This is a genomic window from Shewanella sp. YLB-07, from assembly GCF_009377275.1.
Window position 1 is genome coordinate 55,068 of the sequence record NZ_VOQB01000010.1, and the last position, 18,279, is coordinate 73,346.

Genomic DNA, 18,279 nt, shown 5'->3' on the forward strand with positions numbered 1-18,279 from the left:
ACCGTTGCTACTAAATGATAGATTAAGAAACTAAAGAAATAACCTTGCCATTGGTCACCTCTTGAGTTTTTTGTTCATTCTTAACTTTCCAAACAAGATCGCAAATACCATCAGTTGGATTGAACCCTGTTGGTGACTTCAGCAATATGTCTCGAATCAACTCATGATTAAATTCATGGCATGCCATATCAAGTTTACTAAGAATGAGCTCTAGCTCTTCCCAAGAAAGGTAAGCTTCATTTGCGGTCATGATACGCTCATGACCAGTACCAGTAACATCATCGCCAATCAAGAGTTCTTCGTAGAGCTTTTCACCCGGTCTTAACCCTGTAAAGTCAATTTCGATATCGCCAGCGGGATTAGTAGTATCTCTAACTTCAAAGCCGCTTAAGCGGATCATCTTAGATGCTAAGTCGACAATCTTAACCGACTCGCCCATATCAAGAACAAACACGTCCCCGCCTTTTCCCATAGCACCAGCTTGTATCACTAACTGAGATGCTTCTGGGATAGTCATAAAGAAACGAGTGATTTCAGGATGTGTAACAGTGACCGGACCACCTGCTGCAATCTGCTTTCTGAACAGTGGAACTACAGAACCTGATGACCCTAAGACATTACCAAAACGTACCATACAGAAGCGCGTTGAATGATTCTCTTTAGCCAGCGCCTGTAATGACAACTCAGCCAAACGTTTAGTCGTCCCCATAACATTAGTAGGCCTCACAGCCTTATCTGTTGAGATTAATACAAATGTTCCTACTTTTGCGGCAATTGCAGCTCTTGCGGTATACATGGTGCCAAATACATTGTTTCGCACTCCCTCAACAACATTATGCTCAACTAACGGCACATGTTTGTAGGCTGCGGCATGGTAAACCGTTTGTACCTTGAAAGATTCCATCACTGCGAGAACTCGATTCTCACGTTGCACAGAGCCTAGCATAGGTAAGATCTCAACATCCAATCCACTTTCTAAAGCTGTGGTTGAAAGTTCTTTTTCGATTGAATATAGACCAAATTCAGATAGTTCGAATAATACTAGCTTCTTGGGTTTTTGCTTTAAAATTTGACGACATAACTCAGATCCAATAGACCCCCCCGCCCCAGTCACCATAACAACTTTGTCAAAAATGTTGTCAGCAAGTAAATTTTGTCTAGGTGCTACAGCATCACGCCCCAGAAGATCATCAATTTCAACTTCTTTAATATCACTATAAAGTTTATTGCCACTGACCAAATCTGCCATAGCAGGAAGAGTTAATACTTGCACGGCTAGAGGTTCCAATGATAGTAAAATTTCTTTTCTACGAAGACGAGAAGCGCTTGGTATTGCAAGTAAAACTTTAGTGGCTTGCTTCTGCTTAATCAATTTTCGTATTATCGAAGGTGAATGAACATGGACGCCTTGTACCACACTACCATGAGTCGACTTATCATCATCGACAAAAGCAAAAGGGTAATATTCATGACTCTGCATAAGAGCTGTAACGAGTTGCCGACCACTTACACCCGCGCCATAAATAATTACAGGCTCACCCTCCTTCTTCATGCCTGAACCAACAATGGCGCGTATGACCCCTCTTGAGCCACCGATTAACACAAGAGAAAATGCTGCATAGATGATAGGTACTGTTCTTGGTAAGCCAAGATCTGCAAAATAGGAGATAAAAACTAAACTGACTGTCGAGATAACAACACCGATAAATATTGCAGTTAAAGCCTGTAAACTCAGATACCTTAGCACTGCTCGGTATAGTCCCAATTTAGCAAAAGCTAGAATACTGATAGGACAAGCAAGTGCTATCAAAAACCAATATCCAGTATTAGTCAGAGAATCAACCGTATCTGTACGTACCATAACCGCTAGCCAAAATGATAAGGCTAAACACACAGTATCAATAGCAACACTAACAAGGCGTTTATAGGTACGATCTAAAGAAAAGAAAACTTGCAAAAAATCCATTTTCCGCTCCGAATTAAAAAGGCTCAACATATCAAATACAACTCAAGTTTTTATTTAATAGAACATAGACAAAGAATAATAGCATAAAATATTAAGTTCACTTCAGTTTAGAGGGCATTCCAAGCAAGTTTCGACACAAAAAAACCAGTAGCCAACATAATCAGCACACTATGCCTACATAACATTAGCCAGGATTTTCTCTTTAGTTTTAATCATTCCAGCCACACATTCATTTAGAGAAAATTACAGATTCAGTTTTATGGTTTCAGGCAACAAACAAAGTTGATCGGAGCAAGCTTGGACTCGAATATCAATAGACTTTAGTTTTTCCTGCTGCTCCCCCTCTTGGGTTATTCCTCCTTCTAGAAAGATCTCAAATCGGCCCTCGTAAAGTGCAAGTTTATCATCACTAAAGCCAAGCTTTCGAATTATAGGTTCTGGATATCGAATGTCCGTATCAGTTTGTGAGTCTGAAACACCTCGACCTAACTTAACCCTTGTGGGGATAAGCCGATTCTTTGAAACTGGGTTAGCATTAACATGCCATCCATTTTCCATAGTAAAAACTATTTGAATTATTCCGCTGTTAAAGTGTTTCTCTATACTAGTTTGCAGAAAACCACCACTATACTGAGCTGTTATACGGCCATGCCCTCTAGCAAAAAGGGTATTGCTCAACCTAGCAGGCACTAAGCCATCAGCCACACTGCCAACGAAACTATAATTCTTAAACAATTCACTTAAGAGGGGACTATGACTCTTGCTGAGCTGACTAGATATTTGCTTATAAGCCGGATTTTGAGAATATAAACTTCCTAGAGACAGAGCTCTATATACTGAGGTATAAACTGATGTCTGTTCGCCATCTATATTCAAACGGGATAATGTGGCATACAAATCTTTCCCATCAGAGTCATCAAAATTGGACATCATTTGCTCTAATAACCAATTCCCCCTTGTAACTGCTGAACCATCCCCAAATGCCCTAGTTTCAATACCAGATGATATGCTTTCACCCTGCCAAGGCTGATAGAAAGCCAGACGAAACTGAGCTTTTGCAAACAAAGCATAATCTTCTAGCTGTGCTGGTATCGATGCACGCCTCAAAAACACTATCCTGTATAACTTTTCATCAAGTATTGCACTTTGCCAAAGCAACTCAAGTAAGTGGGAGGAATTATCTAAATATTCTGCTTTGTCTGTTACCTCAAAAGCGTCGAGAAGTGCAATCGCGTAACGACTATTCCAGCTGACTATGACTTTCTCATCAATTTCTGGCTTTACCTTTTGCTTACGATATTTTGTTAATTCCTGATAACTAGGCAACTTACGCCAATCAGAATCTAACGAATCAAGTGATACTAAGACATTCTGATTATTTCCGCTTTGAGTTTCGTTGATGACTCCTGTTAAAGCTTTGAATCCAACCCGATTTACAATGCCAGAGTCTGACTGATATTCCCTAAAATGATAGTACTTACCTTCTATGCCTTCAGAGAGAGCCGATACAGCTGAAGAGTAACCTGAATCATTCTGCAACCACTGCTCGACCCAATCAATGGTTTGCTCCATTGCAATACGGTAATGCTGTTTACCTGTAATTCCGTAAGCTCTTGCTAACAGGCTGATCATATTCGCTTGGGTATAAAGCATCTTCTCAAAGTGAGGGGTCTGCCATTTACTATCTACAGTATAACGGTGAAAACCACCATCTATTGCATCAAATACCGGACTTAGCAATATTTCAGAAAGCTGATTTTCTACAGCCTCTAAATAAGCTTTATTGCCTGTTCGTAAATACTCATCCAATAAACCAAGTTGCCAGATTTCTCGAAAAAAACGCGGTTCACTGAGGCGTTCTTCATTGAGTAAAGCTTGATAAACTGACTGATGTTGCTCAGGTAATAGCTTTCGCCAATCACTTTTTGAAAGCGGATTTGTTTCTGGATTAGAAGTAGGAAGTGGATCAGGATTTACTATAGCGTCTACTCTATTCGCCAAACTAGATATAACTTTTGGTTGCTTCTCCCATCTCTTAGCAAGTCCTTGGATCACTTTAGTAAACTTATCTTTATTAAGATAAGAGTCAATCCAAACTATCTTGCCATCTGGCGTCAATATGACATTGAGAGGCCAGCCGGCCTCACCTTTCAATAGTTCCAATGCAGATTTAAAACGCTCATCCACCAGCGGCCACTGCTCTCTGTCGACTTTAATGCTGATGTAAGACTGATTTAGAATATCTGCGATGTCAGTATTAGCAAAACTCTCTTCTGCCATCACATGACACCAATGACAGGTAGAATAGCCAATTGAAATAAAGACCAGCCTACCACCGCTTTGAAAATCAGTTTCAAAATCAGGTTGCCACTCAATCCAATCAACAGGCTGAAGAGAGTGACTGAGCAGATAAGGAGATTCTGAATTAATTAAGTTATTAAGATACTTAGGCGTTGATGTTTGTGAACTAACAATCTTACGATTAACGAGCCAAGGTTTACGACTTTCAAAAGCGATCATCAAGTCAGTATCGTTAAGCACTGTCTTATTAATACTCACGGAATCCGCACTGATTTGACCAATGCTAATGAAGAACAAAAAACATGATATAAGAAAAAACCTTGAATACATCGGAGGGATCTCTCACCAAAAATAATTAACCATTACGGACATGTCAGAGTGTAGGACCGGCTTTAGCCGGGAGGAACCTATCAAATAACCTAAATACATATTTCATAGCCTCGGGGCTGAAGCGCCCTCCTACAAGATACAAACCTATCTAGGACTGGCTTTAACCGGGAGGAAGCTATCAAAATAGCCTAACTAAAACCTCGGGGCTAAAGCACCCTCCTACAACCGTTCCTTTCCAATAAACGGGCACCATCTACATATGAACCAATGTAGGATCGGCTTTAGCCGGGAGAAACCTATCAAAATGGTCTAAATACATATCCCAAGCCTCGGGGCTAAAGCCACCTCCTACACAAGCATTACCAATCAAAGCCAACCGTCAGCCCGACTATTTTCGCAACATCCTTTGCAGTGTTCTTAGCTTGTACCTCGCGACTCGAAACCTTCTTAGCCCTATCTTTAGCTCGGAGCCGCTTCATCGAGACTTCTTAGCCCTATCTTTAACTCGAAACTGCGTTATCGAGACTTTCTTAGCTCTATCTTTAACCCGAAACCGCTCCTAAGTTACCTCTCCGGATAACGAACCGTATAACTCTGATTAGCTTTCACATTACTAATATGTTGCCTGGTTCCATTAGGCCAGATCACCATAAGATTAGCCGAAGTCGCTTTACCTAACCCTATATGTTGCTGTTTAGGATGTACTGACATATAGCCCTGGCTACCACTGACTTGACGCCATGAGTAACCATCGCCTTCATAACCCACGACAATTTGTGCCCCTATGCCATCGAGATTCACACCATGTTGAGGTGATCCCTGCAAGGTGATTTTAATCCAGTTATTATTGAGCTTCTGCGCCTGATTCTCGAATAGCTGCGCCGTATCATGGTAGTTATTCACAACCACATCTAAGTCACCATCATTATCAAAGTCCAGATAAGAAGCCGATCGCGAGTTAGCTATCATGTCCAGTCCGCTTAACGCTGAAACATTCGATAATTTTCCGCCGCTGTTGAGAAAAAACACATTGCTGGCTTTAGCAGCATCCGGGAAATTAACGGCTAAGCTTTCGCCTGTCATAGGATCGTTGTAATAGGGATTGTCAGTGGAGTAGACATAATAGTCATTCATGCCATTGAGCACATAGAGATCATCATCCCCATCATTATCTACATCGAAAAAGTCAGCATCCCATGCCCAACCTGTTGATGAAAAACCTCGGCCAACCAAGTCACTGTGCTGATATTTAATTGCACCGCTATCGGTAAAAGTGGACAAAAACAGATCATTGCCTTCGACGACTCGCATATTGGCTAAATGATCGGGATTAAACTCGGCACTGGTGTCCTCGCTTGGCGTGACATACTTCTGATCTTTATTCATGGTCACAATATTCGACACATAAATATCCGGGATACCATCACGGTTAAGGTCACTTAAACTCAAATTCATCGTATATGACGGCTTGTCAGTACCTAGTTTGGCAGCATAATCGACAAAACCCTTCCCTTGCTGATTGATATAATAAGCATTCACCCCAAAATCATTACCTACGATGAGGTCTTGCCAGCCATCCATATTCAAATCTGTATGTGTTACCGCCTGCCCCCAGCCGGAGTTATTGGCGCCTAACGCATCCTTAGCCTGTTCAAATTTGAAACCACCTTTATTGATGAATAGCACATTGACGCCACCATTATCATTTCTACGTTTAAGGGTTGGAAGCTCGCCCTTGAGGTAATTGCCGAAGTATTCGATGTAGATATCAAGTAAGCCATCGTTGTTCACATCAAACGTCGTTGCAGGGCCGCCTACAAGGCCTGCGCCACCGAGTGAAGCAGTAGCGGTGACTTCGGTAAACTTACCCGCGCCATCATTACGATATACCCGGTGAGCTTCATCGACATAAGTGATCACTATGTCTTGATCGCCATCATTATCAAAATCGGCTATCAAAGGTTGTCTAGGCTCACCAGCGGTGTCTTCTGAACCTTTTCTCTTACTGTGATTATCAAGACCAGCTGAAACCGTAATATCTTCGAAATAACCGCCTTTATTCAGATAGAGCTTGTTACCAAGGCCACTCAAAATGAGGATATCGATTAGCCCGTCATTATTAATATCTTCAGCCGCAACACCACCGCCACCAAATGCAGGAGGGATAGTGATAATGCCAGTTTCAGAACTCTTGCTTAGATAGCTACGTAATTGACGACTTAGCCAGTCTGATGAGCGGTGCTCGGCTTTAAAACCTTGCTTATCTGTCACATTAATAAAATAACGAGTCTGAGGTGTGTCGCCGCCGTTGCCACCGGCAGAAATAATTCCTGTTTTTACAAGCTTCTGTGGCTGATAACTTTGATAGGTCTGTAGATCTGACATGATTTCTTCATAACTCAGGGCCACAAGCTCAGCACTTAGCACCTCTTGCTTTAAGCGCTTTCCTTCAAAGCCTGTATTTCTAAGCAGCAGCACACCATAGTGAGCGATCGCTTCACTGAGAAGTTCAGCAGCAAAAGGGTCTGCTTCAATTTTGACTAACGATTTAGCATCGAGCAATGCCTCTTTAAAGTAAAGCCAATGCAAACCTGAATCTCTGAACGAGTCCATATCATAAGACTCTATGACAACTTGTTTATCCTTGGGATAATTAGGATAAAAAATCACATCTTCATATTCATTAATGCTATGAGGAAGCAAACTTTGCACTGACGCTGCGACATCAGATTCTTTAATTGTTGACCCCTTATTGACTCGAGCCTGAGCATCAAGATAAAGCGTGCCTGAGAATGCTATCATTGCCTCGGTGAAATATTGCTTAAATGCGGCCTTTTTAGCTGGGTCTTTAGGCAAAGCGAGTTTCGCAAAATACACTTGAAGATTACGTGCGAAAAGGGTTTGATTGACCTCATTGTATTGTTCGAAAGCTGCAATTTTCTGCTCAATCAAGGGCAGTAACAAACCTGACTTCACGATTTTAGTTGATGAACTGTTTGCAACTCTTTCATTTGCAGAAGAATCCAGAGACGGGAAAATAACACGCCAACTTTGGGTAACCATCTGCGCCGAAACTTCATAACTATCCGCATCTCGGGCAAGAGTGTCGGCTCTTTTTAACAGTGACAAAGTGACTAAATCAACTTTTTCAGTGATGGCTTTGGTCGCATCATCACTGAGCCCTGGAAGTTCGATATCAAAATCGAGCAACACATCTTGCTGCACAGCAAGCATGGCTCTCAAGGTATAAGCAATCGAACCATAATGCTGTTGATCACGACTGTTAATTTCTGTGATGACGCCATTAGTACTTACTGACCAGTAAGACTGATTAATATCAGGAAAGCCTTGCTTTAGCTTGGTTTGAAATAGAAGTTCACTTGCTGCATTGACTTGAGAAAGTGTCAGTTGACTGGCATCAGGATAAAGACTCGCAGCTTTTTGCCAAATAGCACGAACGAGTCGTTTTTGCAGTTCAGTTTTAGCATATCTGGCATTGGCAGATAATGGAGTGCCATAGATAAGACCTTCGAGACGAGTTGCTGTAGCGTGGCATTTAGGGTCTTTCACCGACTCTAACTTACCCATCAGTTTTAATATGCCATCATCTAGTTGACTGATATCAATTTGATCTTCGGCGTAAACATTTGCGGCTATACCCGATGATATTAGCACCAGACCCAACATTGCGGCTTTGATACTGACGGCTAGTTTTCGAACTGGATTATCACTAAAGCCCAAACTAGAATGAATTCCATTGCTTATACTGCGCATATACAACTCCCTTTTGCCGTTACCTTCTCCTTAAAGCACAATAAACAGCAAGAGAGGCCGACATATTTTTATTAAATATTTATCAATTTCAAGATATCAAAAAACAACATAGATGCCAACAAATCTGCAACCTCGGGGCTAAAGCGCCCTCCTACAAGATACAAACCTATGTAGGACCAGCTTTAGCCGGGAGAGGACGATTAAAATAACCTAAATACATATTTCATAGCCTCGGGGCTGAAGCGCCCTCCTACAAGATACAAACCTCTGTAGGACCGGCTTTAGCCGGGAGGAAGCTATCAAATGTCCAAAAGGCCTATTCCAAGCCTCGGGGCTGAAGCACCCTCCTACAACCGTTCCTTTCCAATAAACGGGCACCATCTACATATGAGCCTATGTAGGACCGGCTTTAGCCGGGAGAGGACTAATAAAATAACCTAAATACATATTTCATAGCCTCGGGGCTGAAGCTTCCTCCTACAATTTGTAAACCTATGTAGGATCGGCGTTAGCCGGGAGGAAACTATCAGATGGCCAAGAGACTTATCCAAGACTCGGGGCTGAAGCGCCCTCCTACAAACATGCAAACCTACAGAGAGAAGCTCTTTCGTACATAAACTCTTCTATATGCAACCAGCATTAACAAGCAGAAAATAGCCCAGGCCTGCATACTACCGCTACTGCTTTCACTATCGTTCTTCCCCTGAACATCTAACACAAGCTCAACCGTGTCATTGTTTTCATTGATATCAAACTCAAGCGGTTTAGCGGTCGCGATAATTGAAAACTCACCAACAGATTTAGGTGTGATCCAGAACTCAATTTCTTTACGAGTTCCGCCTGCAAGCTCTCCTAAGCTACAAACATACTTGCCATCTTGGCCAATACAATTGCCAGGTATATTAGAAGATTCAAAACGACTTCCAACACTGATTGATACGCTGACTTCTGTAGCCATTGCTTTAGAGAGGTTACTGATACTGAATGTTACAGGCGATGCTACATCAATCTGAGGGAAGTTAGGTCCATCAGCAAAAATCGAAACATCTGTTTCTTGCAAACCAAAACCACCATCTAGACTCAAATACCAAAGAAACACACCAGCTTGTCCATCAAAGGTAATAATGTCCAAGTCGCCATCATTATCGATATCCAATAACACTAACTGAGCGAGTTCATCAGTTACAATCACAGCATCATCAACACGGATGTCATTCAGACTATAATAATGCCAAATACTCACGCCCTGAGGCATGATAAACAAGATCTCATTAACACCATCATCATTCAGATCTGATACTAAAACCTCATCCGCATCAGGGAATTCGACATCACTAACCATAAAGTCAGTTTCAAACACATTGATAATGAGCTTCCACCCAGTGTCTCCATAGATAAAGGCGTCAGAAATACCATCACTATCGACATCAGCAACTGCCATTATCTCAATTGGCTGGGTAATACTAGGAACGGCGACAGATGTCCATTGCGTCTCATCCATATTGACTAACACTGGCGCACTCATATCGCCGGCAACAAGTAAACGGAGACCTTCGCTACTTTCAACGAGACTTAAGGATGTCACACCCGTATCCGAGCTTAGAGCGGGGGCCTTGTCACTATCTGCAACTTTAGCTGTTGAGTTATCTGAGCTATTTTTTTCACCTAAAACACTCAAATTACTTGAGCTATTTTCCTGCACAAGCTCAAAAACATTAATGACACTAACCGTCATCTCATCTGTACCAACATGCGAGTACACAGCAATATCAACTTGAGCAAAGCCTGCAAGAATAACCTCAACCGATGAATCGTTATCCAAATCTGCCACTAAAATAAAATCAGCACTCAGTGCATCGAGTACCACACTTGATTGCACTTGCAATTGCTCACCTAGCAGATAAACAACACTGTTTGCATCACTCCCACTGGCAGTAATGAGGTCAAGGTTACCATCGCCGTCTACATCAGCCACCAATAGAGATTTAACCTCTTGGCTCATCGCTAAACTCGTAGAGGGAATAAGTTGACCATTGCCATCATTAATTAAAACCGATGTCATCATAGTGTTAGCATCATAACTAAGCAGATCTACGAAACTATCTCCATCAATATCCACTGCGAAGCCGACACTAGACGGGCTACTTATCAGCAACTCGCCAGGAAGCACTGACAGCACATTGGCGAGTAGCAATTGAGCATTGTCATCGATTACAACTCCGTCTAGATTTCCACCAGAAATCACCACCTCAGCAGAAGTAAACCCAGAACCAACATCATCGACAATCAAAGCTATAAGCGTGCTAGCAACATCTCCAGCTTCAATAGCAGAATCTAACTGACAGCTTAGGGTGTTAGACTCAGTTTCAATACAAGCAGCTGGCAGTGTATCTATGGTCAAACCGTGACTAATGACAATATCAAAAATGATATTGTCAGCAGGAATGAACCCAAGGTTAGTTAACTCTAAGACCAAACTGACAGCTTGATCAGCCGTTGCTGGTGCGGGAGTAAAATAGAAATGAGAAGATATTTCAGTGTCAATTGGCGCGATAACACTTAGGACATACTCTTGCAGCACTGGCGACTCGATTTCGCCATCATAAAGAGCAATAACCACATTATACTGCTCACCTATTGCTTCTTCGGGAGCAGTTCCCTGCACCACCCAATCATTGCTTAATCTTAACCATTCAGGTCCACTAGCCAGCTCAAAACTAATTGAATGAGTAGGATCAATATCTGTCGCAGCTAGTGGGTAAGAATAAATGACACCCGCTGCAACTTGGATAACAGGTGATGAGCTAAACACTGGAGCATCATTAACATTAAATACTTCAATATTGAACTCAGATAAATAGGCGGACTCAACGCCATCAGAAACAGAAATAACAATTCCAGCAGTAGTTCCTACATCATCATTAGTTGGCGTCCCTGAAACCGTACCATCGACAGAACTGAACGTTGCCCAAGTAGGTTGATTGATGATACTAAACATTAGTGAATCGGCTGTGTCTACATCTGCTGCTGTAGGAGTAAAACTATAGAAAACATCTTCATTTACAGACGTAGAAGGCGTACCCGATATAACTGGTGCATCATTGGTATTGATGACTTCGATGCTAAATGCAGTTAACGAAGCCGATAAAGCACCATCGGAAACCGAGATAACAATACCGGAAGTTGTACCTATATCATCATTGGTTGGTGTACCAAAAAGTGTGCCATCAACAGAACTAAAAGAGGCCCAAGAAGGTTTATTGGTAATACTAAATAAAAGTGCATCTGCAATATCTGCATCACTAAAGGTTGGAGAGAAACTATACAATGAGTCTTCATCTACCGATGTCGATGCCACACCAGAAATGACCGGTGTATCATTAAAGTCATAAACAACGGCATAACTTGTTGCTACTATATTGCCATTACCGGAAAGGTCGACTGCAGCACCTTGAGCAATATCCAAACTGACACTCGCTTGCACCACAGGGGTAACCAGAACAGAATAATTTGCAGCATCTATCACAGTGAAACTACTCAACCCCGCATTAGCTGCAATGATATCCCCGATGTCAAAACCTGTGACATCTTCACTAAAACCGATAGTGGCAGTAAATGCTGTAGTAGTCGTACCCGATGGACCACTAATGGTTACTGTCGGCTGAACATCATCATAATTGATACTAAACGTATTTGATTGCGTATTTCCATTACCTGTACTGTCCGTTGCTACACCAGCAGCAACTTCCACAGAAACACTTGTCTCCCCCATTACATCAACTTGAACAGTATAACTAGCAGCATTCACAGTTTGAAAATCAGATAATGTACCGTTGGTAACCGTAATATCATCAACAGTAAAACCCGACATACTTTCATCAAAGTTGATATTCACAACAAAAGAATTTATTTGAGGGCTAGAAGGGCCTGTAACTGTAACCGTTGGCTGAATTACATCGACTGAAAAAATATTACTGGGTCCTGCTGCAGGTGATAAATTAGTACTAAAACGAGCCGTTCCTGCAGCAATAGTGATACCCAAAGAGCCTTCACCACTAAGGTTAGTTAAACTGACCGTCGCAGTACTCATATCACCATTGACAATAGTGATGTCCGCATTAGCACTACCTGTTTTATTAAGCGTGATATCAGCAGCAGTTAAATTGACCTGCTCTACATCAAAGTAACTTACCGTATATGTCACTGGCCCGGAATTGGCTAATGATGATGAAGGTGCACTAATCGCTAAACTAGGAGTTGGGACTAATGGAGTCGTTTGGTATTCAAACTCGACGTCAACAGCTGCCGTATTCGTCACAGTGGCATCGAGAGCATCAATTGCAACGCCTGCCGCAACCGATAAAGTCACCACCCCATCGGCAATTGGAGTAACAACAACACTATAGCTACTTGCTGAACCGCTAAATCCAGATAACGTCCCGTTGATAACGGTAATGTCCGATTGAATAAAATCAGTCACGTTATCGGAAAAATTGATAGTCATGTTGACAGAGGTATTTGATGTAGGGCTAGTGACATCAACGCTTGAAGCAACGGTGATCTCGTTAACACTGATGTTATCTATGGCAGGGCTAATAAACACAACCCCACCTATGGTTGCCATTAAAGTACTAGAGGCTGTGGTGTAAGAATTAGCTAAAGTCCCTGCAGGGAAATGTACCGTCACCGTTAAAGCACATTGGGAGCCAGCACTCACTTCAACGCCTGACACCGATAACATAGTCGTACCAGCGGCAGAACTTGAAGCACCACAAAAATTAGACTGAGCAATAGAAGTAACACTTGCACCGATATTGAGCTTTGAAAAATCTTCAGAAAAACTTATAGCTGTAGCGTCGCCTGCTCCCACTGCGTTGGTTATCAAGTAAGTTAGGTCGACATCCGCACCACTTGCGCCCACTCTGATTGATTCAACAGACACAGAGCTAATATTAAAGCTTTTACTAAAGCTCACACCGCTGACACTCAGATCGGCACTGTTTATACTGTTGCTGACGCTATTGCCATTAACTTGAGCACTGATAACTGAGCTTGTAAGAGTGACATCCCCAACAGTATCTGCTGGTAACTGTATCGAAACCGAAAACTCACAAGTTTCAGCCGCAGCCAGTATTCCTCCTGTAAACGTAACTAGCCCTGCCCCACTGATACTTGAACCCGAGCCACAGATATCCCCACTAGGTAGCCCTGTTGCAACCATGCCAGTCATTGCGGCATCAAGATCTAAAGTAAAACCAATATCAGTGGCAGAAGCGGAAGATGCAAAGTCATGATGGAGTGAGAAGTTTATAACGCCAGCACTACCAGGTAGAACCGTGCCTTCGGCAAATGAAAAGCTCATTGAAGGGGCTGTATCTATGTTAATTGCAACATTTGCAGACGGTGACCCACTCGATATTAACTGTGAATTGATGGTCGATAATATAGTGCCTACTGACATATTATAACTGCCTGCAGCTAAACTGGTTGGCAAAGTTAGCACCATATCAAAAGTACAACTATCACCAGCGGCAAGGTCCGCACTGGTCACTACAACACCTTCAACAACAGGTGCATTGTCTTGAGCGAATATCAAATTAAAAGCTGAGCTCCCGCCGCAGCTACCAGCCGCAGGTATCGTCGGAGACACGATCCCGTCTATACCACTTATATCGGTTGTAAAACTAATATCACTAGCCGCATTAACGGTATCTAGGTTTGTTAGAACATGGCGTAAAGTCACCGTGTCGCCTGCAGTTAAAAATGGTTCAACAACACTAACGGTAAGACTCGGCGCATTCGACACCACCAAAGCATTACTCGCATCTGTGTAATTCGTTGTTGAGCCATTGAGTATTGCAGATATACCCGTAGCGGTATTCGTGTACGCTCCCTGAGCAGCATTCGCAGGAATCGTCACTGGAACGGAGAAGCTACAACTCCCTTCGGTGGCAAGGCTTCCCCCTGTTAAAGTAATGCTAGAAGAACCTGAAATACTAGAACCTGAACCACAAACATCCGCAAGCGGCAAACCTGTGGCTACAAGACCTGTTAGTGCACTATCTAAATCATCAGAAAAAGTAATATCAGTAGCAGCGAAGCTTCGATCAAAGTTGGTCACCGTAATATCAAGCGTACCAGCTGCAGAACCTGGTACGACAGTTATTGGGGAAAAGCTTAGATTAAGAAATTCTCGTTGAACGTCAAAAGAAACCCCTACCAAACCAGATGTAATTAAAGACGGAAAAGTAACAAAGGCATCATTCCAAATAAGATCAAACGTACCAGGGGTATCGGCTAATATATCAATAGATGCGGTACATGAAGTTTCGGAATTTAGCATTACCCCTGTAACTGTGATGGAATCATCACCAACCGGTTCATTAACGACTACCCCACTACAATCAGTGGTAAAGTTGGCTACAGGAGCAATGGTAATTCCTGCTGGTAGATTAATAGATGCCGTACCTCCAGCAATTAAGCTGCCTGTATTTGAAAATGTATAATTAATAGTGTTAATCGCACCAACAGAAATCGTTGATGCGGCAAGAGATACACCAACAGTAAATAGAGTCCCATCGATATTTAGCGTGGTGGAAGAGTCTGATCCACTTCCTAGACTGGAAGTGAGCCCGGTAACAAGAGTTGCGCCAGTAACTGTTCCTGTAATATTAAATGAAAAACTACAACTTGCACCCGCACCTAACCGATAATTACTCGCTGTAAAAGTTGATTCCCCTGCATTGGCTGTAAAACTACCATCCGTACAACTAGTCCCCCCCATAACTTGTCCAGCAATCAGTTGACTAGCTGGTAGACTCGCTAAAAACCCAATATCTGATGCTGAGCTTGCTGAGGTATTCGTTAAGGTATAAGTCAGCGTACTGACATGACCCGATGCTATTGGCGTCGTGTTAAACATGCCCACTAAAGTTAAATCGGTACCTGCAGCACTTGCAAACTTTGCGACCAACAATAATGAGATATAAAAAACTGCATTAACAGCCCTTAAAAGACACTTCTTCTGCCAGGAGGTGTTTTTCATTGTAATTCCTTTTATAAATCTCTTATTAGCACAATAAAAGAACGCAACTCAAATATAAGAATAAATACCAATAAACATAATGATAACACTTGATTCAATTATTGTTATCCCCCTTTTTAATTAATCTTGCCAGTACTCAATACAAAACACCCACTTTCACGCAGAAAGGAAACGCGCAAAATATCTATACTTATCAATATAATACATCACACCACCCCGCCATAATTTAATATAAGAATCAAAAATCATTTGGTTACTTGTTAGCCAAACAACTATAAGTGGTCAAACCTTTGACGTGAAACCATAGTTTTTTATTGCCTATTGTTACCATTAGGTTAAAATTAACTCATTATTTTAATATGCAGGTAAAAATATGATAAACGCATATAAGAAACCTCTTTTAATTGCCCTTTGTATTTCAAGTTCCTTAAGTCTTTCAAGCTTTGCTATTGCAGCAAAACCTATAGTTGCGAGCGGTTCTCAATTAGAAATTAGTGCTTTGAGCAGTGAAGATAAATTTGATGAAGCCACGGTAACCATTACAGGCCCTAATGGGTTTGAAAAGCAGATGAAAGTGAGTGCTAACAATACCGAGCTCGACATAGAACAGCTAGGCATAATCAAAGATGGCAACTACAGCTATCAAATTGAATATAGTCAGCTAGGCGAAGTAGAGATAGTAAATGATCGTAAAACAGGTAGGCAGGGAGCAACCAGAAATTTAGGAAAAGTAGAGACTAAATCTGGATACTTCAATGTCAGAGACAGTGAGTTTGTTCAAGAGCTTGAGTATGAAGGAGAGCTAGGACAGGAGCCAAAAGTTGATCAGATGCTTGAGAAAATGGTTGATAAGAATAATTTTGAGATCGTGGACGAGCAGTTAGCCAAGTAAGTTGGCTATTCCTTACTAACTTAGAATAGCAAAGGTAATTACAATGAATAAGAATATGAGCATTAGTAATAGAATGAAAATAACATTAACAGTACTCCCGCTCAGCTTGGCTATCTCAATGACTATGGCTTCTTCAGTGCTTGCCGATCAAGTCATCTTAGATGATCTGATTGTTGATGGTAGCGCTTGTATAGGGTTTGACTGTGTAAATGGTGAGTCATTCGGCTTCGATACGTTAAGACTGAAAGAGAATAATCTTAGAATAAAGTTTATCGATACCAGTAGCACAGCTAGCTTTCCTGGAAACGATTGGCAAATCACTGTCAATGATAGTGCAAACGGTGGGGCAAACAAATTTTCAATAGACGATATAGATGGTGGCAAAACACCCTTTACCATTGAAGCTAATGCACCAACACACTCTCTATTCGTGGATGATGGGGGCAAAATAGGTATAGGAACAAGCACCCCAGTTGTTCAGATGCATATCAAAGATGGTAACACCCCTACCCTACGTCTAGAGCAAGACGGCAGTTCAGGTTTTACACCGCAAACCTGGGACGTCGCCGGTAACGAAGCAAACTTCTTTATACGTGATGCAACTAATGGTTCCACATTGCCGTTTAGGATATTTCCTGGTGCACCGTCTAATGCATTTAACATTGCAGCCAACGGTAATATTGGTATTGGCGACACAACACCAGATGCGAAATTAGATATTGAATCTGGTGATTTGATGCTCACAGATGGTCAAGTAACAATCAGAAAAGCCAATGATCCTAAGATCCTATTTAATGAAAATGATGTCGTAACAGATCAATGGGAATTAGGGCTGGCGGACGTGTATGGCAATTCAATGACCCTACTAAACAAAGATAACCCATTAATTGGATATGCCCTCTATAACACAGGCGATATTTATATGAATAATGGACTATCACAAGCAACACAAGGAAATAAATTCTCTTGGCATTTATTAGCAAATGGCAACATAGAACAAGCAGGTGATTTATGGGTTGGAGGAAATATAACTGCTCAAGGAACAATTAGCCCAGGCTCAAGTCGTTCAACAAAAAACAATATAAATATTATTGACGGTGACAAGATATTAAACATGCTGAGTGAGATCGATATATTTACATGGTCATATATTCGTGATGCGGGAAAAGTCACTCATATAGGTCCTATGGCCGAAGAGTTTTATGAAATTTTCAACTATGGAGTGGATAACAAGCATATCTCACCTACTGATACATCAGGTATTTCTTTAGCAGCGATTAAATCTCTAATGGATAAAGTCGAATCGCAAAGCAAAAAAATAGAAAAGCTTGAGAACACTTTGACTCTTCTAGAAAAAACTAATTATAAAAATTCAAGCCTGTAATTTTTATGTAACTACCTTTCAATCAGTATCCCATGTGGGTCAATGGGAGGTAGATTATGAACAAAAAAGAACTAGAAACATTCGCTAAACAAGCCTGAAGGAATTTAAACCAAAGTCACTGTTGAGTGATTAAATGTTGAATTTGTTCATCACTTAGCTATCAAAAACGATAAGATTGCGGTCACAACGGTTACTCCCACAAGCAAGTAAAGACCGAAGGCGGATGTTTCAAGTTAGACACTAACTCGTAACCGAAATGGTAGCTTTGCGCATGAGATAGTTAAAAAGAACCAAAGCCGTTTTACCTCTATGGACGATAAAATATTAAATCCCCACGCCAAGGACATGATAACGTGAGATATCATCGCCTCTTTCGATGAAATGTATGATGCTGACATCACCTCATGCTAATTTCTCGCGTCACCAAAATCGGTCATTGACCGTGTTCTTTAATGTCTATCTGTCTGCTAGAAGCAGTGTATCCTATCATTTACTTTGACTGTATTATGATTAAATTAAGGAAAACAATAAGGCCATAAATAATGACTTGGTATGTTGGTAGCAAAAAACAAGGTGTTAAGTTTTAG

The 18,279-nt window shown here is 41.5% G+C and carries 6 protein-coding genes; 2 read left to right on the forward strand and 4 right to left on the reverse strand.

The genetic code is table 11. The features are described 5' to 3' along the window. Positions 1–22: 22 nt before the first annotated feature. The 4 genes from FS373_RS20340 to FS373_RS20355 form a co-directional block, all read right to left on the reverse strand. Complete coding sequence (locus FS373_RS20340) at positions 23–1,966, reverse strand: polysaccharide biosynthesis protein (RefSeq protein ID WP_152830463.1); 1,944 nt, start codon at positions 1,964–1,966, stop codon at positions 23–25. A gap of 243 nt (positions 1,967–2,209) precedes the next feature. After that, on the reverse strand, positions 2,210–4,525 hold the full coding sequence (locus FS373_RS20345) for a thioredoxin domain-containing protein (RefSeq protein ID WP_194165911.1): 2,316 nt from the start codon (positions 4,523–4,525) through the stop codon (positions 2,210–2,212). A 636-nt stretch (positions 4,526–5,161) separates the two neighbouring features. Beyond that, a complete protein-coding gene (locus FS373_RS20350; RefSeq protein ID WP_227993066.1) occupies positions 5,162–8,371 on the reverse strand; it encodes a CRTAC1 family protein in 3,210 nt (1,069 codons plus the stop codon). A gap of 589 nt (positions 8,372–8,960) precedes the next feature. Continuing rightward, a complete protein-coding gene (locus FS373_RS20355) occupies positions 8,961–15,416 on the reverse strand; it encodes an Ig-like domain-containing protein (RefSeq protein WP_152830465.1) in 6,456 nt (2,151 codons plus the stop codon). Positions 15,417–15,789: 373 nt separating this feature from the next. Between FS373_RS20355 and FS373_RS20360 the strand changes: the two genes are divergently transcribed. Next, positions 15,790–16,308 carry a hypothetical protein gene (locus FS373_RS20360; protein ID WP_152830466.1) on the forward strand — a complete coding sequence of 173 codons (519 nt, stop codon included), beginning with the start codon at positions 15,790–15,792 and terminating at the stop codon, positions 16,306–16,308. Positions 16,309–16,351: 43 nt separating this feature from the next. Further along, positions 16,352–17,692, forward strand: coding sequence for a tail fiber domain-containing protein (locus tag FS373_RS20365; protein ID WP_152830467.1), 1,341 nt, complete (start codon positions 16,352–16,354; stop codon positions 17,690–17,692). The last annotated feature ends 587 nt before the right edge of the window (positions 17,693–18,279 follow it).